The organism is Roseibium porphyridii, assembly GCF_026191725.2.
Lineage (GTDB): Bacteria > Pseudomonadota > Alphaproteobacteria > Rhizobiales > Stappiaceae > Roseibium > Roseibium porphyridii.
This window is the reverse complement of the sequence record NZ_CP120863.1, coordinates 5706145-5728977: the sequence shown is the minus strand read 5'-3', so window position 1 is coordinate 5728977 and position 22833 is coordinate 5706145. Positions and strand designations below refer to the sequence as shown.

The 22833-nt window shown below is 56.3% G+C and carries 18 protein-coding genes and 1 tRNA gene; 10 read left to right on the top strand and 9 right to left on the bottom strand.

Translation table 11 applies throughout. The features are described from left to right. Window positions 1-19 precede the first annotated feature (19 nt). The 7 genes from tsaE (at window position 20) to K1718_RS26405 (ending at window position 10959) form a co-directional block, all read left to right on the top strand. Entirely contained in the window at window positions 20-1546 is a 1527-nt protein-coding gene (gene tsaE, locus K1718_RS26435) for a tRNA (adenosine(37)-N6)-threonylcarbamoyltransferase complex ATPase subunit type 1 TsaE (RefSeq protein ID WP_265680263.1), read from the top strand. Window positions 1547-1592: 46 nt separating this feature from the next. After that, entirely contained in the window at window positions 1593-2327 is a 735-nt protein-coding gene (locus K1718_RS26430) for a nucleotidyltransferase family protein (RefSeq protein WP_265680264.1), read from the top strand. 3 nt (window positions 2328-2330) lie between these two features. Then, window positions 2331-5477 carry a double-strand break repair protein AddB gene (gene addB / locus K1718_RS26425; protein ID WP_265680265.1) on the top strand — a complete coding sequence of 1049 codons (3147 nt, stop codon included), beginning with the start codon at window positions 2331-2333 and terminating at the stop codon, window positions 5475-5477. Beyond that, the gene (gene addA / locus K1718_RS26420; protein ID WP_265680266.1) at window positions 5474-8983 is read left to right on the top strand and encodes a double-strand break repair helicase AddA; all 3510 of its coding nucleotides are present in this window, start codon (window positions 5474-5476) and stop codon (window positions 8981-8983) included. The genes addB and addA overlap by 4 nt, the downstream gene beginning before the upstream one ends. Before the next feature lie 85 nt (window positions 8984-9068). Continuing rightward, a complete protein-coding gene (gene trxA, locus K1718_RS26415; protein WP_152503911.1) occupies window positions 9069-9389 on the top strand; it encodes a thioredoxin in 321 nt (106 codons plus the stop codon). Window positions 9390-9528: 139 nt separating this feature from the next. After that, complete coding sequence (gene grpE, locus K1718_RS26410; protein ID WP_152503910.1) at window positions 9529-10167, top strand: nucleotide exchange factor GrpE; 639 nt, start codon at window positions 9529-9531, stop codon at window positions 10165-10167. Window positions 10168-10341: 174 nt separating this feature from the next. Then, a complete protein-coding gene (locus K1718_RS26405) occupies window positions 10342-10959 on the top strand; it encodes a trimeric intracellular cation channel family protein (protein ID WP_152503909.1) in 618 nt (205 codons plus the stop codon). Between the two features lie 342 nt (window positions 10960-11301). Here the strand turns inward: K1718_RS26405 and K1718_RS26400 are convergent, their stop codons facing one another. The 5 genes from K1718_RS26400 to K1718_RS26380 all read right to left on the bottom strand — a co-directional run bounded on the left by K1718_RS26400 (window position 11302) and on the right by K1718_RS26380 (window position 15277). Beyond that, window positions 11302-12210 carry an ornithine cyclodeaminase gene (locus K1718_RS26400; protein WP_265680267.1) on the bottom strand — a complete coding sequence of 303 codons (909 nt, stop codon included), beginning with the start codon at window positions 12208-12210 and terminating at the stop codon, window positions 11302-11304. Between the two features lie 15 nt (window positions 12211-12225). Beyond that, a complete protein-coding gene (locus K1718_RS26395) occupies window positions 12226-12591 on the bottom strand; it encodes a LapA family protein (RefSeq protein ID WP_152503907.1) in 366 nt (121 codons plus the stop codon). Between the two features lie 64 nt (window positions 12592-12655). Further along, window positions 12656-12955 (bottom strand): integration host factor subunit beta, encoded by a 300-nt coding sequence (gene ihfB / locus K1718_RS26390; protein ID WP_152503906.1) that lies wholly within the window; start codon window positions 12953-12955, stop codon window positions 12656-12658. A 15-nt stretch (window positions 12956-12970) separates the two neighbouring features. Next, on the bottom strand, window positions 12971-13957 hold the full coding sequence (sppA, locus tag K1718_RS26385; protein ID WP_152503905.1) for a signal peptide peptidase SppA: 987 nt from the start codon (window positions 13955-13957) through the stop codon (window positions 12971-12973). A gap of 156 nt (window positions 13958-14113) precedes the next feature. Next, window positions 14114-15277 (bottom strand): SLC13 family permease, encoded by a 1164-nt coding sequence (locus K1718_RS26380; protein ID WP_285806046.1) that lies wholly within the window; start codon window positions 15275-15277, stop codon window positions 14114-14116. A gap of 215 nt (window positions 15278-15492) precedes the next feature. Here K1718_RS26380 and K1718_RS26375 point away from each other — a divergent pair, with 215 nt between their 5' ends. Next, window positions 15493-16722: an MFS transporter gene (locus tag K1718_RS26375; protein WP_152503903.1), complete on the top strand. Its 1230-nt coding sequence runs from the start codon at window positions 15493-15495 to the stop codon at window positions 16720-16722. A gap of 79 nt (window positions 16723-16801) precedes the next feature. On the opposite strand, the gene K1718_RS26370 is transcribed toward K1718_RS26375, so the two are convergent. From K1718_RS26370 to aroA, 4 genes are all read right to left on the bottom strand, one after another. After that, entirely contained in the window at window positions 16802-17230 is a 429-nt protein-coding gene (locus K1718_RS26370) for an FKBP-type peptidyl-prolyl cis-trans isomerase (protein WP_152503902.1), read from the bottom strand. 413 nt (window positions 17231-17643) lie between these two features. Continuing rightward, window positions 17644-19341: a 30S ribosomal protein S1 gene (rpsA, locus tag K1718_RS26365; RefSeq protein WP_152503900.1), complete on the bottom strand. Its 1698-nt coding sequence runs from the start codon at window positions 19339-19341 to the stop codon at window positions 17644-17646. A gap of 276 nt (window positions 19342-19617) precedes the next feature. Further along, a complete protein-coding gene (cmk, locus tag K1718_RS26360; protein ID WP_152503899.1) occupies window positions 19618-20244 on the bottom strand; it encodes a (d)CMP kinase in 627 nt (208 codons plus the stop codon). Beyond that, window positions 20241-21596, bottom strand: coding sequence for a 3-phosphoshikimate 1-carboxyvinyltransferase (gene aroA / locus K1718_RS26355; RefSeq protein ID WP_265680269.1), 1356 nt, complete (start codon window positions 21594-21596; stop codon window positions 20241-20243). The genes cmk and aroA overlap by 4 nt, the downstream gene beginning before the upstream one ends. A gap of 314 nt (window positions 21597-21910) precedes the next feature. Here aroA and K1718_RS26350 point away from each other — a divergent pair, with 314 nt between their 5' ends. Further along, window positions 21911-22309, top strand: a complete 399-nt coding sequence (locus K1718_RS26350; protein ID WP_152503897.1) for a TIGR02300 family protein — start codon at window positions 21911-21913, stop codon at window positions 22307-22309. A 151-nt stretch (window positions 22310-22460) separates the two neighbouring features. Continuing rightward, a tRNA-Ala gene (locus tag K1718_RS26345) sits at window positions 22461-22536 on the top strand. The last annotated feature ends 297 nt before the right edge of the window (window positions 22537-22833 follow it).

The window sequence follows — 22833 nt, the reverse complement described above, 5'->3', positions numbered from 1 at the left end:
CGCTGGCCAGAGAGCAAACATGGCAGATCACCAGCTGCGGTCCATACCCGACTTTTTCCTCGAACTGACGATTGCCGACGAAGCTGATACGCGGCGCTTGGCAAATGATCTGGCCGTCATGTTGAGAGCCGGCGATGTTGTCTGCCTCTCGGGAGATCTGGGCGCTGGTAAATCCACCTTAACCCGTGCACTTGTGCGGTCCCTCGCCAAGGACCCTGAGCTGGAAGTACCAAGTCCGACCTTTACGCTCGTTCAGACATACGAGTTCGATCGGTTCGATCTGTCACATCTTGATCTTTACCGCCTTGAGGACCCCGAAGAACTGGAAGAGTTGGGTCTTGAAGATCTTTTGGAAACCGGGGCGGCATTGATTGAGTGGCCGGAGAAGGCAGAGGAGCTGCTGCCCGAAAAGGCCCTTTGGATCCAGATCACGCAGCCCGATGAAGCCGAGGACAAGCGTCTGTTTCGATTTCATGCAGCGGACATATCCTGGCAAGCTCGAACTTTGGAAACGCACGAGATCAGAACCTTTCTGGAACGTTCTTCGTTTCCGGATGCTGAACGGCGGTTTCTGGCCGGTGACGCCTCGCTGCGGACCTTCGAAACGGTTACCGCGAATGACAGGTCGGCCGTGCTGATGCGCTGGCCGTTTCACCAGAACACGCTCGCTCAAGGCGTCTCCGACTATATGTCCAGTGTGCACTTGGCGCAGGATTGCCGCTCGGTTCTGGCGATCGGGGCGGAACTCCGGCAACGTGGATTTCGAGCGCCGAAAGTCTATGAAGCCGAGCCTGACAAGGGGCTTGTTCTGGCCGAAGATCTGGGCCGCGAAACCATCGTCAAGAACGGTGCTCCAGTCTCGGAACGGTATTTCGCCGCCGTTGAAGTGCTGGCAAATATGCATGGTCAAACCTGGCCAAGATCACTTCCAGTTGACGGATACCGAACTTACGAGGTGCCCGGTTATTCGTCGGATGCATTGATAACCGAAGCCTCGCTCTTTCTGGATTGGTATGTGCCTGAAAAAACCGGGCGAGCGGTTGATGTCGCCGCGCGGGTGTCGTTTGAAAACCTGTGGCGCAAGACGTTGCAATCCATAGCCTCTGCGCAATACGGATGGGTTTTACGCGATTTTCATTCACCCAATTTGCTTTGGCAGTACGACGCAACAGGAACCGATCGGATCGGGTTGATCGATTTCCAGGATACGGTCTACGGTCCGGTGGCGTATGATGTTGCATCGCTGTTGCTCGACGCTCGAACGGATATCAGTCAGGATCTGGAATCAGCCCTTTTTGATGCTTATGTCTCTTTAAGGGAAAATCAGTCGCAGGGTTTTGACAAGGTTGGGTTCTCCGCTGCCTATTCGGTGATGGCAGCGCAGCGGATTTCCAAAATCATCGGCATCTTCGTCAGGCTCGCCAGACGGGACGGCAAGCCGGCATATTTGAGCCATTTGCCCCGTATGCTAGGCTATCTCGACCGGGTGCTTGACAGGCCGAATCTGTCGGAACTGAAAGACTGGTACAACGGTTTCCGGCATTGAGCCTGCAAGGGTGCGATGCCGGTCTACTATCAATTGAGCATGATCCATGACCAACACACGGTTCCGTCCATCGAAAGCCATGATCCTGGCAGCAGGTCTCGGCAAACGCATGCGCCCTTTGACGGCGACGACGCCGAAACCACTCATTGAAGTGAATGGTCAGGCACTGATCGATCATGGCATGGATCGGCTATCGGCGGCCGGTGTTAAGACCTGCGTCGTCAACGTCCACTATCTGGCTGATCTTGTCGAGGTGCATGTGCGCCGGCGCCAGGATATGGAAATTCTCATTTCCGATGAACGCGAACAGCTTCTGGAAACGGGAGGCGGTATCACGAAAGCCTTGCCGTTGCTCGGTGACGAACCGTTTTTCCAGTTGAACGCCGACACCTGTTACTGGATTGAAGGGGTAAAACCCAATCTGGAACACATGATCGATGCCTGGGATGAATCCCGCATGGATGCACTTCTGCTTGTCGCTGAAACGGTGAAGTCAGTGGGATATGGCGGCCGCGGTGACTTTGACATGGCAAAGGATGGTGCACTGACCCGCCGTCTTGAAAAGGGTGTGACACCCTTTGCCTATGCTGGCGCCACCATTTTGCACCCGCGTCTCTTTGAAGGCGCGCCGGAAGGCCCTTTCTCCATGAATACGCTCTTTGACCGGGCTATTGAAAATGGTCGCCTGTTTGGTGTGCAGATGGAAGGGCTCTGGCTTCATATTGGAACACCGGAAGCCATCCATGCCGCGGAATATGCAGTGCGCGAAAGCGCGGCCTGACGAATGGGTGAAAGACCGAGCCTCTTCACCGTTCCACCCTCCGTTCCGTTTCTGAAAACGCTGGTAGATACGCTGGTCGACGGGTCACTTTTGCCGGGGTTTCGGCCGCTTGATGACCCATTGCTTTTGCCTAGGGTCACGCTCTATCTGCCGACGCGTCGTGCGGCCCGGCTCTTGCCGGAACTGTTTCAGCAGAAGTTTGGCGGCAAACCTGTTCTTTTGCCTGTCATCCGTCCGGTCGGGGACGCCGATGAGGACGTTCAGGGCCTCAGCGGTGATGCCGATCTGGAGCCGCTTCCGCCTGCCATACCTCTTCTGGAGCGGCATCTGGCTATGACACGGCTGGTGAAGGCGTGGAAGGGAATGCTGCGTCGGGAGGCCTTGAGCCTGCGTTCGGACGAACCGTTGGGTCTGCCGGCATCGACTGCTGATGCGGCTTGGCTCGCCGCAGACCTTCTGACATTGATGGATGAAGTGGAAACGGAAGAGGCGGACTGGTCCGGGCTGGGTGGGCTGGTGCCGGAGGATCATGCGCGTTACTGGCAGATCACGTTGGATTTCCTCCAGATTGTCCAGACGGCTTGGCCGGCTCATTTGGCAGAGCTCGGCAGAATGGACCCAAAAGCGCGCCGTTCGGCACTGATCAGGCGAGAAGCTGAACGCCTTAAGTCAACTGCGCAAAAGGGGCCTGTCATTGTTGCTGGGGTCACTGGCTCCGTACCTGCAACTGCAGAGCTTCTGAAAGTGGTTGCCGAACTGGACCAGGGCCTCATTGTGCTGCCCGGCCTCGATCATCATCTTGATGAAAGGTCATGGGCAGCGCTCGGTGAACGTCAGGCCCCAGCGCCTGGCCAGATCGCGGCTGCAAAGCCGGCATCGATATTACCGTCTCATCCGCAATATTCGCTCAAACAATTGCTGATCCGTCTGAAGGCGTCACGCGCTGATGTTGTTCCGTTGAGCAGCGCCGGAACACCTGAGTTGCAGCTGCGTGAAGAGCTGGTGTCCGAGGCTCTCCGGCCAGCGGATACTTCTGACGGTTGGACACAATATCTTCAGCAGCGCTCCGGGCAGGATCGGGCGAAAGCGTTGCAGGATGTCGCAATTCTGACCGCTCGCAACGAGGCGGACGAAGCCTTGAGCGTCGCCATTGCCTTGCGGGAGGCGATTGAACTTGGTCAGACATCGGCACTGATATCTGCGGACAGGATGCTGACCCGGCGTGTCGCAGCCGAGTTGGCGCGCTGGAACATTCAGGTCGATGACAGTGCGGGCCGCCCCCTGGACCAGACTGCGCCTGCAGTGTTGGCGATCCTTGCCGCAAAACTCGCGCTGGAGGGGTGCGAACCGATCGACCTTTTGGCTCTTCTCAAACACCCCCTTGCACGGCTCGGATTGCAGGCAAAGGATATTCGCTCTGCTGCACGCGCGCTTGAACGTGGTGTCCTGCGAGGACCGAGGGCGCGCCCCGGCACTGCCGGTTTGAAACAAGCCGTTGAGGCCAGTCGGGAAGCTGCCACCAGTGCATCTCATGTGCCGCGCTGGAAGAAGGTTCATGATGAAGACTGGGATGTGATTGCTGGTCTTGTGGACCGTCTCGCCTCAGCTCTTGAGCCGCTGGAGGAGATTGCAAACAGCTCCGAACCTCTGGATGTCACAGAACTTGCCAGAAGACATGTGGACATTTTGCAGTCAGTTGCGGTGGATGAAGCCGGGTCGGTTGACGAGCTGTTCGCCGGAGAAGCAGGGGAAGCGCTCGCCGGCTTCTTGTCGGGTTTGCTGGAAGCCGGCTCGAGCGGTCTGGAAATCGTGCCGCGCGAATGGTCATCCGTCCTGCCTGCGTTGATGTCTGGTGAAGCTGTCCGCCGGCGTGTGCCAGGCGATATGCGCGTTCAGATCTTGGGTCCCATGGAAGCCCGCCTGCAGTCATTCGATTTCGCTGTCCTTGGTGGTTTGAACGAAGGTGTCTGGCCGCAACGGACCAGAAACGATCCCTGGTTGAACCGACCGATGAAAAGAGACATGGGGTTGGAACCTCCCGAGCGCCGGCTCGGCGCTGCGGCCCATGATTTTTCCCAAGGACTTGGTGCCGGACGTGTTCTCCTGACCCGTGCCGCCAGGGCGGATGGAGCACCGACCGTTGCCTCACGGTGGCTCCAGCGGCTGACGACTTTGGCCGGACCCAATATCGCCCGTGTCATGGAGCAGCAAGGCGCTCGCTTTACGTCTCTGGCAGGCCGGCTTGACCGGGCACCGGGGCCAGTTACGCCCGCAACAAGGCCGAGGCCAAGTCCGCCGCTCGCAGCACGGCCAAAGACTCTTTCGATCACCGAGATTGAACGCCTGATCAGAGATCCCTATGCGGTCTATGCCCGTCATGTTTTGGATCTCCAACCTGTTGAGCCGATTGGCGGTGAACCGGGCGCGGCGGACAAGGGCAACCTTGTTCACGATGCCTTGGCAAATTTCCTGTCGAACTGGAAAGGCCCATTCGACAGCAGTGCTGTTGACGCTCTTTTGGAGATTGGGGAAGAGCTCTTTCGACCGTTGGATGCATTCCCGGCGATACGCGCACTGTGGTGGCCGCGGTTCCAGCGCATCGCCGCAGGATTTGTCGGCTACGAAGCAATCCGGTCTCAGACACTGGAAAGACGGTATCTGGAAATTGGCGGAGGTGTTGACCTCAAGCTTCCGGGATTTGAGTTCCGGTTGCGCGGCCGCGCGGACAGGATTGACCTCCTGGAGGGAGGAGGTCTGGCAGTTATCGATTATAAAACCGGTCAGGTGCCGTCTCAGAAACTGGTTGATGCGCTTCTGGCTCCGCAATTGCCACTAGAAGCCGCAATGATCAAACGTTCCGGGTTCAAGGACGTTCCGGCAGACGCGCCATTGACCGAGTTGCTGTACCTGCAGCTGAAGGGGGGTCTGGAACCGGTCATAGACGTCCTGCGCAATCCCAAGGACGTTGAACTGGCGGATCTGGCAGAAGATGCATGGACCCGTCTTGAACAGCTCATTGCACATTATGCTGATGAAAAGACAGGCTATCTGTCGCGCGCAAGGGTGATGCGTGGCCGGCAGATGGACGGCGATTTCGATCACCTGGCACGTTCGCAGGAATGGGCTCTTGGCGGAGACGATCCGGCATGAGCGGCGTTGACATCCCCCAGCTGACGAAAGAACGGCAGGATCGTGCTTCAAGACCCAGGGCCTCGGCTTGGGTGAGTGCCAATGCTGGTTCTGGAAAGACTTTCGTTCTGTCCCGCCGTGTCGTGCGATTGCTGTTGGACGGCACGGATCCAAGCCGCATTCTTGCGCTGACCTTCACCAAGGCGGCGGCTGCCGAAATGGCGACACGTGTCTTCAAGATCCTTGGTGAGTGGGTGACAGTCGAAGACGAAGCGCTTGCACGTGAACTTGAAGAGATCGAGGGCCGAAAGCCCAGTGCCGCGCGACTGGCGCTTGCACGCAGATTGTTTGCCAAAGCGCTGGAAACGCCGGGCGGTTTGAAAATCCAGACCATTCACGGCTTCTGCGAAGCTTTGCTGCATCAGTTTCCGCTTGAAGCCAATGTCGCCGGGCATTTTGCGGTTTTGGACGATCGGATTGCTGGCGAGTTGATGGCCGAAGCCCGCGCGGTTGTATTGCACAAGGCCGAGATGGAACCGGAAAGTGCGTTTGGGACCGCCCTGAATTCCGTTATTGACCTTATGAGCGACGGCGGCGCTCAGAAAGCTCTGGATGAACTCATTCAGAACCGGGACGCTTTTCGTCGTTGGACGGTTGATGCCGGGGACCTGGAAAGGGCGATCGCGGAACTCGCAGATTTGCTGGAGGTGGATCCTACTTCACGGCTTGATCTTTTTGATCTTCGGTTCCAGAACGAGTGCAGTCTCGATCTGGATAGCTGTCTTAGTTATGCCGAAGCTTTGAGAACCGGTGCAAAGACAGACCAGGCACGCGCTGATGAAATAGCAGCTGCAGCAAGGCTCGAAAATGCGTCCGCCTTTCGTGAAGCGTGGCTGCCTGTTTTCCTGACGGCCAAGTTTGAGCCGCGCAAGTCCCTCGCCACGAAGAAGGTCGCCGCTGAGTTCCCGGAGATGGTTGATGCTCTGGTCGCAGAGCAGGCGAGACTACTGTCGCTTCTGGCAGAGCGTCGCAAGGTGGCGACCTATGTCGGAACCATGTCTCTTTTGCGTCTTGCCGACGCGGTGATCCGCCACTACGAACTTGCAAAAACGGCCAGAGGGTATCTCGATTTCGAAGACCTTGTAGTCAAGACGGCAACGCTTTTGAGGAAGTCGGATGCTGCCCAGTGGGTGCAGTACAAGCTGGACCAGGGCCTTGATCACATTCTGGTCGATGAAGCACAGGATACCAGTCCGCGCCAGTGGGAAGTCGTCCAGGAACTCGCATCGGAGTTTTTTGCAGGCAGCGGCGCTCACGAAAGAACGCGGACGCTCTTTGCCGTCGGTGATGAAAAACAGTCCATCTATTCGTTCCAGGGTGCAGTTCCAGCCTATTTCGATGCCATGCGCCGGTCATTTTCGCAAAAGGCGGCTGCGGCAGAGCAAGAGTTTCATTCGGTTAATTTGCAGCTTTCCTTCCGTTCCACACCGGACGTCCTTGGTGCGGTCGACAAGGTGTTCGACGAGGAGACAGCTTACCGGGGCCTGTCACAGATCGCCGAGGCTCCGAAGCATGAGGCCATTCGAAAGGACCCGGGTATTGTCGATTTGTGGCCGCTGGAGGCGGAAACGGAGATTGCAGAACCCGATGATTGGCGACAGCCGATAGACCACGTCGGTTCCGACAACCCGATGCTGAAGGTTGCCAGGCGAATTGCCGGTGAAATTTCCCGATGGATGCGCGACGGGACCGCAGATCCCGGCGATGTCATGATCTTAGTGCGCAAGCGCGGCCCCTTCGTTGAAGCGCTCAACCGAGAACTGAAGCGATTGGGCATTCCGGCAGCCGGTAGCGATCGGTTGGTGCTGACGGATCATATCGCTGTAAAGGATCTTTCGGCTCTCGGGCGTTTCCTGCTTCTGCCGGAAGACGATCTTTCGCTTGCCGCCGTACTCAAAAGCCCACTCTTTGGTCTTGACGACGAGGACCTTCTGGAAATTGCCCGGAAAAGTGCGGCAGATATTCGTCCCGGCACACTTTGGCAGATGCTCGTCAAACGCTCCGACACATCAGAAAAATGGCAAAATGTGCGAGCCCGCCTGGAGGAGTGGCGCTCAAGGGCGGACTTCGTTCCTCCGTTTGAGTTCTATGCCAGGCTTTTGGGCGCAGACGGTGGGCGTCAGGCCTTTCGTGCGCGGCTTGGGGTCGAGGTTGATGACGTCCTTGACGAGTTCCTGGCCCTGACCGTTGCGTATGAACAGGCTGCGGCGCCCGGTCTGGAAGGGTTTTTGGCCTGGACGGCTGCCGCGCCGACCGAAATCAAGCGTGAGCTGACCAACACCAAGGGCATGGTGCGGATCATGACCGTGCACGGTTCAAAGGGACTGGAAGCCAGGATCGTCATTCTGGTCGACCCGGGCGCCGCACCGGTCAGCGCTATTCACGATCCTGCGTTTTTACCGCGCAAACGCCTTGGCAATGATCTGATGCCTCCTGCTCTGGTCTGGTTGCCTTCGAAAGCGGATCGAACTGTGTGGCATGACGAGGCAATCGAAGATCTCCGACTGGCGCAGGAAGAAGAATATCGGCGCCTCCTTTACGTTGCCCTGACACGCGCAGAAGACAGGCTGATCGTATGCGGCTGGGAGCCCAAACGAGGCGCTCACGAAAATTGCTGGTATTCGCTGGTCAGCAGGGCCCTGAAACCTGATGCACGTGAACTAATTGATGCAACGGGTGAGACAAACGGGTGGCGTTGGCAAAAGAGCAGTGCGGAGCCGACAGCCGATGCTAGAGCCGGACAGGAAGAAGCGGACGAGAATGCTGCGACAAGTGAAGCGCTTCCGGGCTGGCTGACGACACATGTTCGCGCGTTGCCAAAGAAGAAACGGCTTCAGCCATCTCGCGCCTTCGAAGCGATGGAAGAAAAGCAGGGAATTGAAGCGATCCCGGCCTTGGCGCGCCTTCAGGCGGGCCGGCAACCGCAGTCCTGGCCACTTGAGCGGGGGCGGCTTATTCACCGACTGCTGGAGTTGCTGCCAGATCTTGAACAGGAAGACCGGTTACCGGCTGCCGATAGCTACCTCAACCAGGCGCTCAAGCCTGAATTTGCGACGTATCGGAAACGGTTGCTCAACGAGATCGATGACATTCTCTCCAACAGGGATTTCGAACCTCTGTTTGCCGGCAATGCACTCGCTGAAGTTCCCCTCGTCGGAACGATTCGCGCAGCCAATGGAACGGAAGTGGAGATATCCGGACAGATCGACCGATTGCTGGTTGAGGATAACAGGGTCGTGATTGTGGATTACAAAACAAACTTCAATCCGCCGGATCGGGCAGAGGAAATTCCACTTGAATATCGCGCACAGCTTTGTGTTTACAGAGAAATGCTGAAACAGATTTACCCGGACACCGTCATTTCCGCGTGTCTGCTCTGGACGGCAAAACCCGAGTTGATGGAGATTCCGGCCCACATACTCGATGAGACATTTGCAGGTTTGCGTCCTGATGGCACATCCGCTTGACGGAGGCCGTGTCGCTTCCTACGTTCTTGCCAACTGATACACCTGCATCGTGTAGGTGTTTTCCTCCGAACCACGAGATCCTGTTATGGCTACCACTCAAGTTACCGATGCATCTTTTGAAACCGAAGTTCTGAATTCCGACGCACCGGTTGTTGTCGACTTTTGGGCCGAATGGTGTGGCCCATGCAAAATGATTGCCCCTGCCCTTGAAGAAATTTCCGAGGAAATGGGCGAACAGGTCAAGATCACCAAGCTCAATATCGACGAAAACCAGGACATGGCGATGAAATACGGTGTCCGTTCGATTCCGATGCTGATCCTGTTCAAAGGCGGTGAGCCGATGGCGACGCAAGTTGGTGCTGCTCCGAAGGGTAAGCTCTCCGATTGGATCAAGAGCGCTCTTTAAAACCACCACTTTGCGGACAGGCCCAGGCCCCTTGGGTGCATTTGGCGGATAAGCTGATGCTTGTCCGCCAATACGCTTTGAAATGGGCGGCAAGTGGCTCTATAAGCATCCGCAAACAGTCAGAGCAAACGGAACATCCATGAGCGACGAAAACAAAACCCCGGAAGAACAGCCGGAAGAGGCGACACCGGGCGCCGAAGCTGCAGAAAAGCAGTCTGAAGCGGTCGAAGAGACTGCCGCAGATCCGGTCGAAGTTCTGAACGCTGAAAATGCCGAGTTGAAAGACCGGGCTCTCAGGACGATGGCCGAGATGGAAAATCTTCGCCGCCGGACCGAAAAAGAGATCAAGGACGCCAGGCAGTATGCTGTATCCGGCTTTGCCCGCGACATGCTGACGGTATCTGATAATTTGCGCCGCGCACTCGAGGCCCTGCCGGAAGAAGATCGCCGCAATGCGGATGCCGGCGTTGCCTCCCTGATCGAGGGCGTTGAGATGATCGAACGGGATCTTCTCAATCAGCTTGAGAAGAACGGCGTCAAGAAGCTGACCCCTGAGGGGCAGAAATTCGATCCGAACTTTCACCAGGCCATGTTCGAGGTTCCAAATACGGAAGTGCCGAACAACACTGTCGTCCAGGTTGTTCAAGCCGGATACGTGATCGGCGAAAGGGTCTTGCGTCCAGCCATGGTCGGCGTTTCCAAAGGCGGTCCCAAGGATGTCGCTCAGGCGACCGGTGCCTCTGAAGAAGCAGGACAAACTGTCGACAAGAGCGCCTGAAGGCAGCATTGATGCAAAAATGATCGAGCCGTTCCTACACCAGGGAGCGGCTTTTTCAGTTCCTGGGCACTACGCGTCGCCTATAACCTCTCCAGCCTGACCGAACCAGGCATCAGGTCTTGACGCCGCAGCGCCAAACCCGGATGAAATGAAAACGAATGCCCGGGGGCGCAGATGCTATTTCAAATTCTTGATTATCTTGGCGTTGCCGTTTTCGCTGTAACCGGTGGAATTGTCGCTTCTCGCAAGCAGTTGGATTTCATTGCGTTTCTCTTTTTCGCGACGTTAACCGGCATCGGAGGCGGCACGCTGCGTGACTTGTTGCTCGGTGTCCCCGTCTTCTGGGTGGTCAACGAAACCTATGTATTGGTTTGCCTGATTGTCAGCGTTTTTGTCTGGTTTTTTGCGCACTGGCTTGAGCGGCTGAGCAAGCCCTTGCGATGGGCAGATGCTGTCGGTGTCGCCGCCTATTCTGTTATGGGTGCAGCAAAGGCCTTGTCCGTTGGCGACACGATCCTTGTCGCGATCCTGATGGGTGTTTCAACGGCAACTTTCGGCGGAATTCTGCGAGACACGATCGCCGGTGAACCACCGTCGATCGTCAAACCTGAGATCTATGTCAGTGCGGCTTTTGCAGGCGCGAGTTGCTTCGTGCTGTTGGTTCAGTTCGACATACCAAACGCTTTGGCTGCCGGTTTTGCGGCACTTCTCGCTCTCGGCCTGCGCGGCGGTGCGATCATTTATGGATGGAAACTGCCTGGATACGGCAGCAATGCCGGCAGACAAGACTGAGAGCGGCTGGCGAGGTCAGTATATTACGTTTGTTGTGTGAAGTATCAGCAACCGGAAAATGAGGGGTCAAAAAGGACAAAAGCCGGTTCCCACGAACCGGCTTTTCGCCTTGTGCCTAATAGACAAGCCCGAATGTCGCGGAAACGTAAAAGATCGTTCCGAGCGCGACGACTGGGAGGCTTGCCGAATATGCAAGTGTCGTCAACATGTCTTGCTCCTTTGCAAAACGACAAATCGAAAGCGTATCCGGTTGTGAGTTTTTTACTCGTTTGAGGACACACGCTCCCAAGGTCTCCCCCTGCTGCGACTAGATTTGGTGTTCAACGGTCGAAGTTCCAGAGGTCACGACCTCAAAAAAATGTGTGTTGCCAATGCATAGTCTGCAATCGCTGTTCGATTGCCATGAAGAAACAGGGTTCTCTGGCCATAATATCGCCGCCCAGCCTTGTTGCCCTGGGTGAGATCCTTCAAGTCCGCAGCCCACTCCAAATGCGTGAAGGGTGGCGATTTCAGGTCTGTCGTGAACAGCCTGCCTTCCTCTTGCAGATCAGTTGGAAGACTGGCATTTGCGTCGACAACGTCAATGTGGCAACCGGCCGGTGGATCCAGATAGGTCAGATGGTGATGGTTCCCCGTGTCCTTGTCGGGTCCCGCGATGCAGATCATGTCTGCGCCTTCCTGGGCGTCGTGGATCTCAGTTGTTGTTCCGATGTGAACTTTATTGAGCGCAGGCAGGCCGGACAGGCGTTTTTGCATCTCCTTCGACGATCCGGAGAGCAGGATCGAGGTAAAATTTCGAACAGCAGCATATGCGCATGCAAGCCGCGGGATGAGCGGACTGTCGCCAATGATCAGGAGGCGCGACGTGTCCTCGCGAGACAGGTAACTGGCTGCCAGGGCATGGAGCCCGGCCGTGCGCCAATCGGCAAGTCGCACACCATCGAGCAATGCGATTGGTTGCCCGGCAGAACCGGAAAAAAGAAGATACAGACCTGATGACTGGCCGTTTTGTTCGGGAAGAGCCAACTCGATCGAGCAACCGACATAGCCGCGACTGACGTCGCCCTGTGCCTCAAAGTCTGTCCAGGCCGGTTGCCAGGAGAAGCTGCCGCTTTGCTGGTTGAGGCGGCCAATCCGTGTGGCACCGATCTCAGGGGCAATTGTGTTGGAACGGAAAGCGCGTCTCAGAGATTCCAGAACCTGCCGGTCTTCAAGACAGGCGTCAATTTCACCGCTCGAGATGATCCTCATCTGAAAAGCCGGCGCTTAAGCCGCTGATCGGTTGCCTGGTCCTGGCAAACCCTTAACGCCGGATGCCGGTTGTGCAGCGGTATTCATTTCGCGCAGTTGGTCGGCTTCCTTGTGCCACTTGTCAGCCTCGCGGCGTTTAACACGCGCTTCCTTGCGCCAACGGCCCTGCTTTGCCCATGCCCCAAGCCCGCCGACAACAATGCCGACGGCGAGGCTGGCAAAAATGACCCAGAACAATGGAACGCCCTCAACGGTCATTGCTGGATCCTGGGGATCGAACGGGTTCAGGGACAGGGAAACCGTGTGCCGGTTTGCAACTGAAAGCGGCACCAGAACCACTGCAATCGCAAACAAAATCACATTCCTGATGAAGCGGGTCACTGGGGTCTCCCGGAATTTTCCAAATCAGAACTTGATGTTAGATGGTCCGGTACCGGCAGCGCAATCAGTCGTCGCCGTGATCCACACCATCGTTCAATCGTATACGCATTTCTTTGCCGGTTTTGAAGAAGGGAACAAATTTCTCGTCAACTTCCACCTTCTGGCCGGTGCGCGGATTGCGGCCGATACGGGCAGGGCGGTTCTTGACGGAGAACGCTCCGAAGCCACGCAGCTCCACACGGTCACCACGCATCAAAGCTTCCGTGACCTCGTCCAAGATGGCATTGACGATGTTTTCGACATCGCGCTGATACAGATGCGGGTTCTGCTCGGCGATATGCTGTACAAGCTCAGATTTGATCATGGAGAGCCCCCTCGCTTAATGATTATTGTCTGCCGCGTCTGAAGCCTGCCAAACGGATACGAGCCCGTCAAGCGTAAGACCTCGAGGAATCAGCCCCTTAGCGTCATTAATGGGATTTAGAAGGGCGGATCCGATGCCTTTTCCGAATTCGCGAGAGATCCGGGACGAGAATGGCAACTCTTCAAGGTTTTCGTTTGCCTTCCAGGTGACAACCGGCAAATCCTTGGCAACACCCTTCTCGTCGACCAGCCAGGAGATGGCCTTGTCCTCGCCACCAATGGCGTCGACCAGCTTCTCTTCCACCGCTGTGTGACCCGTCAGGATGCGGCCGTCGGCAAGTTCCCGTGCTTTGGCAGGAGACAGGTCGCGGCGTTCGGCGACGAGGCCGACAAACCAGTCATAGGAGTCCTTGACCAGGCTCTGCAGCATGGCACGAGCTTCGGGTGTTGTCGGTGAATAGAAATCCGGTTCAGCCTTGAGAGGTGCGCTTTTGACAGCCTCCATCTCGACGCCGACCGTTTCCATCAGCTTTTGAATATTGCCGAACTGAAACAAAACACCGATCGAACCCGTGATCGTGTTGTAACGGGCAACAATATGGTCCGAGGCAAGCGCAACCATATAGCCAGCGGATGTGCCGACCGTTCGAATTTCAGCAACGACAGGTTTCTTTTCCGACAATTCGCGCAGCGCTTGATAAAGCGCTTCGCCACCTGTGGTGCTGCCGCCGGGTGAATTGATTGATATGACAACGCCCTTGACCGCTTCCGCCTTGGCGATCCGCTCGATCATTTTCAGCGTCTTGCGATCTTCAATGATGACACCTTCGATCGGTATGCGGGCGATGTGAGCACTTCGCTTGGACAGTCCAGATATTCCGGACACATAAACCAGCCCGCTGATCAGGGCTACGGCAATTACAACAAAGGTCGCCACCCGCCAGAACGTCACTTTGCGCCGCAAACGACGTCTATCTACCAGCGCGTCAACATCAACTGACATGGAATTGGGGTCTCCGGATAAGATCGTATGAAACCAATAACCTAAATAGAGTGAGCGAACGAGCAATTGCAATTGCTTATCGCGACTTTCGCATCAGATTGCGGCGGTTTCGCGTAACGTGGGCGAATTTTGCAGGGCCTGGAAGCGGTATCGGTTTTAACCGGCAGCGTTTCGCACGAATGCAACCCAAGCATAACAGACGATGAGAGAGAAGGCCGTCACCGGCAGAACGTAGACCGTGAATTGCCAGAACTGAAAGGGCGTCACGCCATGCTTTTCAGCTTGCTGCACAATGATCACGTTGCTGGCCGCGCTGAGGATAAAGAGATTGCCGGCGAGCGTGGATATGCCGGAGAGAAGCATCAAAGTCGCCGTCTCATGACCTTCCAGAAGATTAAGGTAGATTTCCACCAGCGGAACATTTGAAAACACCTGGCTGCCGAAAAACGAAATGGAGGTGACCAGCAAAGGATCGCCCAGTTGGTCGTGCCAGGGGCTCAGCCATTCCTGCAAGGCGCCCGATTTTAGAACAGCGCCGGTCACTATGAACATGGACACGAAGAAAATCAGCGTGTGCCAGTCAACTTCCTTGATCAGTTGCACCCGATGCGAAGAAAATACAAACAACGGAACGGCGGCGATAAGGCTGAGGGCTCCAAGAGGAAGATCGGGCAACCAGTCAGTCTCATGTGCCAGACTGTCGGTAATGACCAGGGCGCACAACAGACCGGTTGCCAGAAGGGCAGGCCATTGACGCATGTTCTGTTCGTCCGGTGTGACGTTGGAAGGGGCGTCTCCCGTTGGAGCTTTGCGAAAGCAATACCAGAACCATAAGAGCGTAAATCCGAGCGATAGCAGTGCCGGCACCGCCAGCCACTCCAGAAACGTGCCGACCGCATTGTTGAAATGCCCATCGGCCACAATCAGCAGGTTCTGGGGATTGCCCACAGGAGAAAACATGCTACCCACCGTGACGGAGACACACAGGGCGATGAGAGGCAACGACGCGGCGATATTGAGGCTCGCAGCGATTGCTATTGCGATCGGTGTTCCAATAGCAGCGGCCGCATCGTTGGTGAGCACTGCAGACACAGCGGTGACGAACAAAATGAAAAAGAGCAGGATCTGGGGAATTGAACGGCTATCTGCACAAATCCAATTGCTGACTTTCTCCGAAATACCCGACGCAAACAAAGCATGAGAAATGGCAAACACGCCGAAAAGATACGCAATCACGTTCCAGTCGATGGCCTTCAAGGCTTCTGAGGGGGAAATAGTCCCGGTAATCAATAGAAATATTGCGCCAAAGGTCATGATCATCCAGATCTTCAGCCAGTCTGGAAGCCATTGTCGTACTGCAATCAAGAAAAATACAAATATAGATACAATTAAACTCAAAGGCATCTAATCCATCCGAATTTGTCGAACTGCCTACACTATTATGCTATTTCGAGATGTATTCAATTGCTTTACTAATTTCTGCTTGTGATGAATCCTGACTACGTTAGGCTCCTCTCATTTCAAAGGCTGGTAGCATGCAGTTGAACAGACCGTTGCTTGGAGTGAATTTTTTTGCGGGCGACGTTGTCGGCGGGATTGGGCCTTATTTGGCGATCTATCTGCTTTCCTTGCAGCACTGGTCTCCCGGTTCAATCGGGTTTGCCCTGGCAGCCGGCAGCATTGCGACTGTCGTGATGCAGTCCCCGGCCGGTGCGATCGTCGACAGCGTAACGTGGAAGCGAACGCTTTTGATCGGCTGCGCGATTGCCATTGCAATCAGCACTCTTGGAATCCTGGCTTTCAATGATGCTTTCGCGGTCTACACCGCACAGATCCTGATCGGATCGGCGTCGGCATTCCTGGGGCCACTGATTGCTGCGGTCACTCTGGGTCTGGTCGGGCATGCCTATTTTACCAGGCAGACGAGTGCAAACCAGGCATGGAACCACGCCGGCAACATGCTCGCGGCGGTTCTGGCAGCCATACTCGCGCTGACATGGTCGCCGCTCGGCGTATTCTGGCTCGTGGCAGCCATGGCCTGCGGCATGATCATTTGTGCCCTGCTGATCAATAGAAACGCAATCGATCACGAATTGGCCCGCGGCGGAGTGGCGGAAGAAAACACCGGTTCGGGCAATCCGGAAGGCATTCTGAGCCTGTTCGAAGACAGGCGGCTGCTTGTTTTTGCCATCTGCATTTTTCTGTTCCATTCGGCCAATGCTTCCATGCTGCCGCTCGTCAGCCAGAAACTGTCGTCCAACAGCGACGCACAACACGGCATCGCCTTCACGGCGGCCTGTGTGATCGCGGCCCAGCTCGTGATGATCGTCATGGCGATCTTTTGTGGTAAAAAAGCAGATGTCTGGGGGCGTAAACCCTTGCTGCTGATCGCATTTCTGGTGCTGCCTGTTCGGGGTATTTTGTTCAGTCAGTTCGACAACACCTACGCTCTTGTTGCCATTCAGGCGCTCGATGGTGTTGCCAACGGTATCTTCGCGATGGTTTTTCTGCTGGTTCTTGCGGACATCACCGCGGGGACAGGCCGTTTCAATTTCGCGCAAGGGGTGCTTGCGATGTTGATCGGGATCGGAGCATCGCTCAGCAACATTGCAGCTGAATATATCGTTCAGTTTACCAGCTATACCGTCGGTTTTTTGAGCCTTGCCGCAACCGCGACCGTCGGCCTCGTCATCTACGTTGTGTTCATGGAAGAGACGCTGGTGAAAGAAAAACGGGTCGAACCGGATCCCAAGCCTACCCAGTAGGATGAACGATTGACTTCCCCCAATGAAAAAAGCCCGCTTGATCGCGGGCTTTTGAACTTCGGGCCTGAATGGGTCAGGCCTAATTGATGCCGGTGATCTCGATTTCGAAGGTCAGGTCTTTTCCTGCCAGGGGATGATTGGCATCCAGGATCACTTCAGCTTCGCCAACCTCCACCACGGTTACTGTCATCATCTGCCCGTTCTCGGTCTGCGCCTGTAGCTGGAGACCGACTTCCAACGGCACATTTTCAGGAATGTTTGAACGCGGCACAGCCTGCCGGGCATCCGGATTGACCGGGCCGTATGCATCTGCAGCTGCAATATTGACGGTCTTTTCGTCCCCCACTTTCATGCCCGGTATCGCGCGGTCGAGACCCGGAATGATCTGGCCGGAGCCGACCGTAAATTCCAAGGGCTCTCTGCCTTCGGAGCTGTCGAACACGGAACCGTCGTCAAGTGTGCCCTTGTAGTGAAGACGAACCGTGTCGCCGCTTTTGGCTTCGGTCATGATGCGTTTCGCAATTCTGTCTGAGGGGTGAGTTTTGAGGCCGCAGCTTGTCGGCGGGTGCTCGTCGTAGAACGCAGCCTAAAGCACAGCTATCAAATGTAAAGGGCGGCAGATACCACAGCAAAAGCCGGGATATGTGTGGAGGCCTCCCAAACGATTTTGCCGGCGTCTTTCAGTTTGAATTTCCGTATTTCGCAACCACACATGACATTGCGCAGCAAGTTGTCTTGGAAGATCACCAACAACGCCAGCCTCTCGATTGTGGAAGGTTGTACCCTTTTCAAACCGAAACAGCGACCTCTTGATCTCCGGGAAGCCGGTGCTGTCGCGTGCGGCGAACTGCCAATCAAAGCAAAAAGCCCGGCATCGCTGCCGGGCTTTTCCGTTTCTGGTCTTGAAAGAGACCGGAAGGCTTAGTCGTCTGTTTGCTGCTTCAGAGCAGCACCCAGGATATCGCCGAGAGAAGCGCCGCTGTCGGACGAACCGTACTGAGCAACAGCTTCCTTCTCTTCTGCGATTTCCAGCGCTTTGATCGACGCTGCAACCTTGCGGGTCTTCTTGTCGAACTGCGTGATGCGCGCATCGAACTTGTCGCCGACAGAGAATTTCTCCGGACGCTGGTCTTCGCGGTCACGGCTGAGATCAGCGCGACGTACGAAGGCTGTCAGGTCGCTGTCAGCGATCTTGACTTCCAGGCCACCGTCTTTGATTTCGATGACTTCACAAGTGACGACAGAGTTCTTGCGGATCTCGCCGGCAGCACCGGATTCCATCGGGTCGCCGGTGAGCTGCTTGATGCCGAGAGAGATGCGCTCTTTCTCAACGTCAACATCCAGAACGACGGCCTTGACCATGTCGCCCTTCTTGTACTCTTCGATGACCTGCTCGCCCGGACGGTTCCAGTCGAGATCGGACAGGTGCACCATGCCGTCCACGTCGCCGTCGAGGCCGATGAACAGACCGAATTCAGTCTTGTTCTTGACTTCGCCTTCGACATTCGTGCCGACCGGGAACTGTTCAGCAAATGCATCCCAAGGGTTCTGAAGCGTCTGCTTGAGGCCCAGGGAGATACGGCGCTTGACCGGATCGACTTCCAGGATCATCACTTCGACTTCCTGAGAAGTGGAAACGATCTTGCCCGGATGGACGTTCTTCTTGGTCCAGGACATTTCGGAAACGTGGATCAGGCCTTCGATGCCCGGCTCCAGTTCGACGAATGCACCATAGTCGGTGATGTTGGTCACGCGGCCGGTGAACTTGGCTTCGATCGGATATTTGGCTTCAATGCCATCCCACGGATCGGTTTCAAGCTGCTTCATGCCGAGGCTGATGCGGTGCGTTTCCTGGTTGACGCGGATGATCTGCACCTTGACGGTCTGGCCGATGGTGAGAACTTCCGACGGATGGTTGATGCGGCGCCACGCGATGTCGGTGACGTGCAGCAGGCCATCGATGCCGCCGAGGTCGACGAATGCACCGTAATCGGTGATGTTCTTGACCACACCTTCCACGGTATGACCTTCTTCCAGGCTCTGGACCAGTTCGGAGCGCTGCTCCGCACGGGTTTCTTCCAGAACGACACGGCGTGATACGACGATGTTGCCGCGACGCTTGTCCATTTTCAGGATCTGGAACGGCTGAGGCGTGTGCATCAGCGGGGTCACGTCGCGAACCGGGCGGATGTCCACCTGGGAACGCGGCAGGAAGGCAACAGCACCATCCAGATCGACGGTGAAACCGCCTTTGACCTGGTTGAAGATCTGGCCGTTGACTTTTTCGTTGGCTTCGAAGGCGACTTCGAGGCGAACCCAGCTTTCTTCGCGGCGGGCTTTTTCGCGCGACAGAACGGCTTCGCCAAGAGCGTTTTCGACACGCTCCAGGTAAACTTCAACTTCGGTCCCGACGCCCATTTCGCCGTCGCGGCCCTTGGCGCCGAATTCCTTCAGCGGCACACGGCCTTCAACTTTCAGGCCGACGTCGATGACGGCCAGGTCTTTTTCGATGGCAACGACGGTGCCTTTAACAACAGCACCTTCGTAAAGGTCGTTCTGGACGAAGGACTCTTCGAGAAGAGCCGCAAAATCCTCGGTGGAGGGATTAAAATCAGTCAAGTCTTTCTCCTGGCGCCAGTTGGCGCACCGCCGGCGGGTTGGTGTTGCGTTCCGGATCGGCCTTCTCCCGGGATCGCGTTCTCGCTGATCCTTCCGCTTACAAGAAGCGGGCCGGCGGGGCGGGAGCCGGAAAATCCGGTTTCGTCACAGGGCGCGGTTTTGGTTGCGTCCTGCCGAAATCTCATTGTCGTTCTTTTAAAGAACCTTTGGCCTTTCAGCCTGTCCGTTCCGGATGCACAAACAGGGGCGCACCAAAGGTGAACCCCACATTGCTATCTAGCAATCCTTGGCCCGGGACACGATATCCACAGCTGCCTGGAACGCGGTCTCTATATCCATTTCTGTCGTATCAAGCAAGACCGCATCGTCCGCTTGTTTCATTGGCGCGACAGTTCTTTGGCTGTCACGTTCGTCGCGGCGCTTCAAATCGTCCAGAACGGAGGCGTAATTGGCGTCCTGGCCTTTGGAAATCATTTCGTCGGTGCGTCGGCGTGCGCGCGCTTCTGCCGAGGCAGTCACAAAGAGCTTCACCGACGCATTGGGGCAAACGACCGTGCCGATGTCGCGCCCGTCGAGAACGGCGCCTGGAGGCGTTTCGGCAAAGCGGCGCTGCAGATTGACGAGTTCTTCGCGCAGCCCACCCAAAACAGCTATGCGAGATGCAGCTTCACCGATTTCATGCGCCGACAGGACGCTCTTGTCCATTTGCGCAAGATCCAGATTTTGGGCGATCTCGATTGCAATTGCTTCATCACCAAGTGGCAGGCCCTTGGCCAGCAGGGCGGCTGCAACAGCCCGATAGGTCAGGCCGGTATCCAGGTGTCTCAGGCCGAGGTGATCTGCAAGCCTCCGGGAAAGAGTGCCCTTGCCGGACGCTGCCGGCCCGTCGATAGCGATGATCATGCGGCCTCGCTGGCATTATCGGACAGCGAAGCGCCCAAATCTTCGAACAAGGTCGTGAAAGTGGGAAAGCTGGTCGCGATCACGGCACCGTCGTCGACAGTTACCGGTTTGTGCGCCGCCATGCCGAGAACCAGGAATGCCATGGCAATTCGATGGTCCAGATGCGTCGTGACCGTGCCGCCGCCAATCGCATTGGCACCACCCGTGACAGTCAGCGTGTCTTCCGTTTCGGTGCAGGGGATGCCATTGGCTTCCAGCCCGCGTGCAACAGCCGCCAGCCGGTCGGACTCCTTGACCCGCAGTTCTTCCAGCCCGGGCATGAAGGTATCGCCTTCGGCAAAAGCCGCGGCAATCGCAAGAACAGGATATTCGTCGATCATTGAGGGTGCCCGGTCGGCGGGCACGGTGATGCCCTTCAGTGAGCTGGATTTCACGCGAAGGTCCCCGACTTCTTCGCCTCCGGTTTCGCGCTTGTTGACGATCTCGATATCACCGCCCATCTCGATCAGCGTTGTGATCAGACCGGTGCGATGTTCGTTCAAAAGAACGTTCTCAATGGTGACGTCAGAGCCTGGGACAATCAGGGCAGCGACAAGCGGGAAGCCCGCAGAAGACGGATCACCTGGCACGTCAATGTCCTGGGGCTTCAACTCAGGCTGTCCCTGAAGCTTGATCACCCGTTCACCGTCGTCATTCAGAGATAAGCTGATCTGGGCGCCGAAACCCTTCAGCATCTTTTCCGTGTGATCGCGCGTTGCGATCGGTTCGATAACCGTTGTCTCACCCGGCGCATTAAGCCCGGCCAGCAAGACGGCGGATTTCACCTGGGCGGATGGCATCGGTACACGATAGGTGATTGGCATCGCCAGCTCTGCGCCCCGGATCGACGCAGGCAAACGGTCGCCATCGCGGGCAATCACACTTGTGCCCATGTCGCGCAATGGATTGAGAACGCGGCCCATCGGTCGCTTCGACAAGGATGCATCACCGACAAAGGTGGCGGCGATGTTGTGACTGCCAAAGATGCCCATGGTCAGGCGGACGCCCGTGCCTGCATTCCCGAAGTCGATAACGCTTTCCGGCTCAAGCAAACTGCCAAGGCCGATGCCGTCGACCGTGAAACGGCCATCGTCATGTTTTTCGATTGTCGCGCCAACGGCGCGCATGGCGTCGGCGGTTGCCAGAACATCTTCTGATTCCAGAAGTCCTGTCACCGTCGTCCGGCCGACAGCAAGCGCTCCGAACATCAGCGATCTGTGCGAGATGGATTTGTCGCCCGGCACCCGGATAGTGCCGGTCAGGGGGCTGCCTGAGCTGGTGGTGAGGGGCGCAGGCGCGTTGTTATGTGACATTTTCAATGTCCGCGGATTGGATCGGTTGTCAAAAGGTGCCACGTCCTATCACGCGAATGCGGCTTCGTCATCTTTTCCCATGCAATTCTCAGCTAACGGCATTCTGTGCGCCGGATCACTGTTGCCAGGCAGTTGTGTATGACAAAAAAGCGAGTGGGGAAAACCGGGCTGACGCTTGAAATTTTTTCGACAACATGCAGAACAATGGGTCAACGAACATTTTTCTATCGATTTGCCTTTGACAGCGAAACGGCTTGCAGCTATGGGGCTGCCCACCAATTCAAGTCGGCTAGATAAAACGAAGGGTAAGCACAGTGGCAAAACCTGAACTTGGCACAAAGCGACTGTGCCCGAGCTGCGGCGCAAAATACTACGATCTCAATCGGGAACCGGTTACGTGCCCGAAATGCGGTACCGTTTTCGAAGCGGTGATGACCTCTCGTGCGGCCAAGGCGGCCAAGGTTGAGGAAAAACCGGAAGACGATGAAGAAGAGGAAGACACCGCCGCACCGGAAATCGTGACCCTGGAAGAAGCGGATGCGGAAGCGGAAGGTTCTGACGGCGACGATGTGCCGGATATCGACGATACCGACGTGGATCTCGAGGAAGACGACGACGATAGCAGCGACGATGTTTTCATCGACGATGAAGATGAAGACGACGAAGCCGTACCGGGTATCCGCGTCGAGATTGACGAAGATACCGACCGGTAACTGGTTGACTTAAAAAAGATTTCGGCTTGTGTGTACAAATCTCTACAAGCCGAAGACTGAACGGCGATTTTCTGCTTGATCTTGTGGGGCGGTGTGACTATGTTCCGCCCCCATCAGCGCCGGGATCCCAACCCGGACGCATATGGAACATGGGGCCATAGCTCAGCTGGGAGAGCGCTTCGCTGGCAGCGAAGAGGTCAGGGGTTCGATTCCCCTTGGCTCCACCATTCCTTCACAACTCCCTTTCATGAATATCCTAAATGCAATCACTGGCAGTTTTGCATTTGCCTTTGCTGCTTGATCGGTGTTGTCGCAAAGCAGGCGAACTCGGAATATCTATTCTGAGCGGAGGCTTGAGGGCCTTGCTGGGCGATGCCGATACCGTTGCCTGCTTCTGATATTCTTTGCCGCCGCTCGGACCGCACAACACGGCTCTTTGTCGCCGATTGTATCAGCCTGGTTGCCAGCGCGATGTTGTAAACATATGTGAGATTGCCAGAGAGGTTTTCAGAACCGGGTCGGCA

What these genes read in the sequence shown, in the direction of transcription:
- tsaE (WP_265680263.1), top strand. Translation starts at nt 20, where the DNA reads ATGGCAGATCACCAGCTGCGGTCCATACCCGACTTTTTCCTCGAACTG.
- K1718_RS26430 (WP_265680264.1), top strand. Translation starts at nt 1,593, where the DNA reads ATGACCAACACACGGTTCCGTCCATCGAAAGCCATGATCCTGGCAGCA.
- addB (WP_265680265.1), top strand. Translation starts at nt 2,331, where the DNA reads ATGGGTGAAAGACCGAGCCTCTTCACCGTTCCACCCTCCGTTCCGTTT.
- addA (WP_265680266.1), top strand. Translation starts at nt 5,474, where the DNA reads ATGAGCGGCGTTGACATCCCCCAGCTGACGAAAGAACGGCAGGATCGT.
- trxA (WP_152503911.1), top strand. Translation starts at nt 9,069, where the DNA reads ATGGCTACCACTCAAGTTACCGATGCATCTTTTGAAACCGAAGTTCTG.
- grpE (WP_152503910.1), top strand. Translation starts at nt 9,529, where the DNA reads ATGAGCGACGAAAACAAAACCCCGGAAGAACAGCCGGAAGAGGCGACA.
- K1718_RS26405 (WP_152503909.1), top strand. Translation starts at nt 10,342, where the DNA reads ATGCTATTTCAAATTCTTGATTATCTTGGCGTTGCCGTTTTCGCTGTA.
- K1718_RS26400 (WP_265680267.1), bottom strand. Translation starts at nt 12,210, where the DNA reads ATGAGGATCATCTCGAGCGGTGAAATTGACGCCTGTCTTGAAGACCGG.
- ihfB (WP_152503906.1), bottom strand. Translation starts at nt 12,955, where the DNA reads ATGATCAAATCTGAGCTTGTACAGCATATCGCCGAGCAGAACCCGCAT.
- sppA (WP_152503905.1), bottom strand. Translation starts at nt 13,957, where the DNA reads ATGTCAGTTGATGTTGACGCGCTGGTAGATAGACGTCGTTTGCGGCGC.
- K1718_RS26380 (WP_285806046.1), bottom strand. Translation starts at nt 15,277, where the DNA reads ATGATCATGACCTTTGGCGCAATATTTCTATTGATTACCGGGACTATT.
- K1718_RS26375 (WP_152503903.1), top strand. Translation starts at nt 15,493, where the DNA reads ATGCAGTTGAACAGACCGTTGCTTGGAGTGAATTTTTTTGCGGGCGAC.
- K1718_RS26370 (WP_152503902.1), bottom strand. Translation starts at nt 17,230, where the DNA reads ATGACCGAAGCCAAAAGCGGCGACACGGTTCGTCTTCACTACAAGGGC.
- cmk (WP_152503899.1), bottom strand. Translation starts at nt 20,244, where the DNA reads ATGATCATCGCTATCGACGGGCCGGCAGCGTCCGGCAAGGGCACTCTT.
- aroA (WP_265680269.1), bottom strand. Translation starts at nt 21,596, where the DNA reads ATGTCACATAACAACGCGCCTGCGCCCCTCACCACCAGCTCAGGCAGC.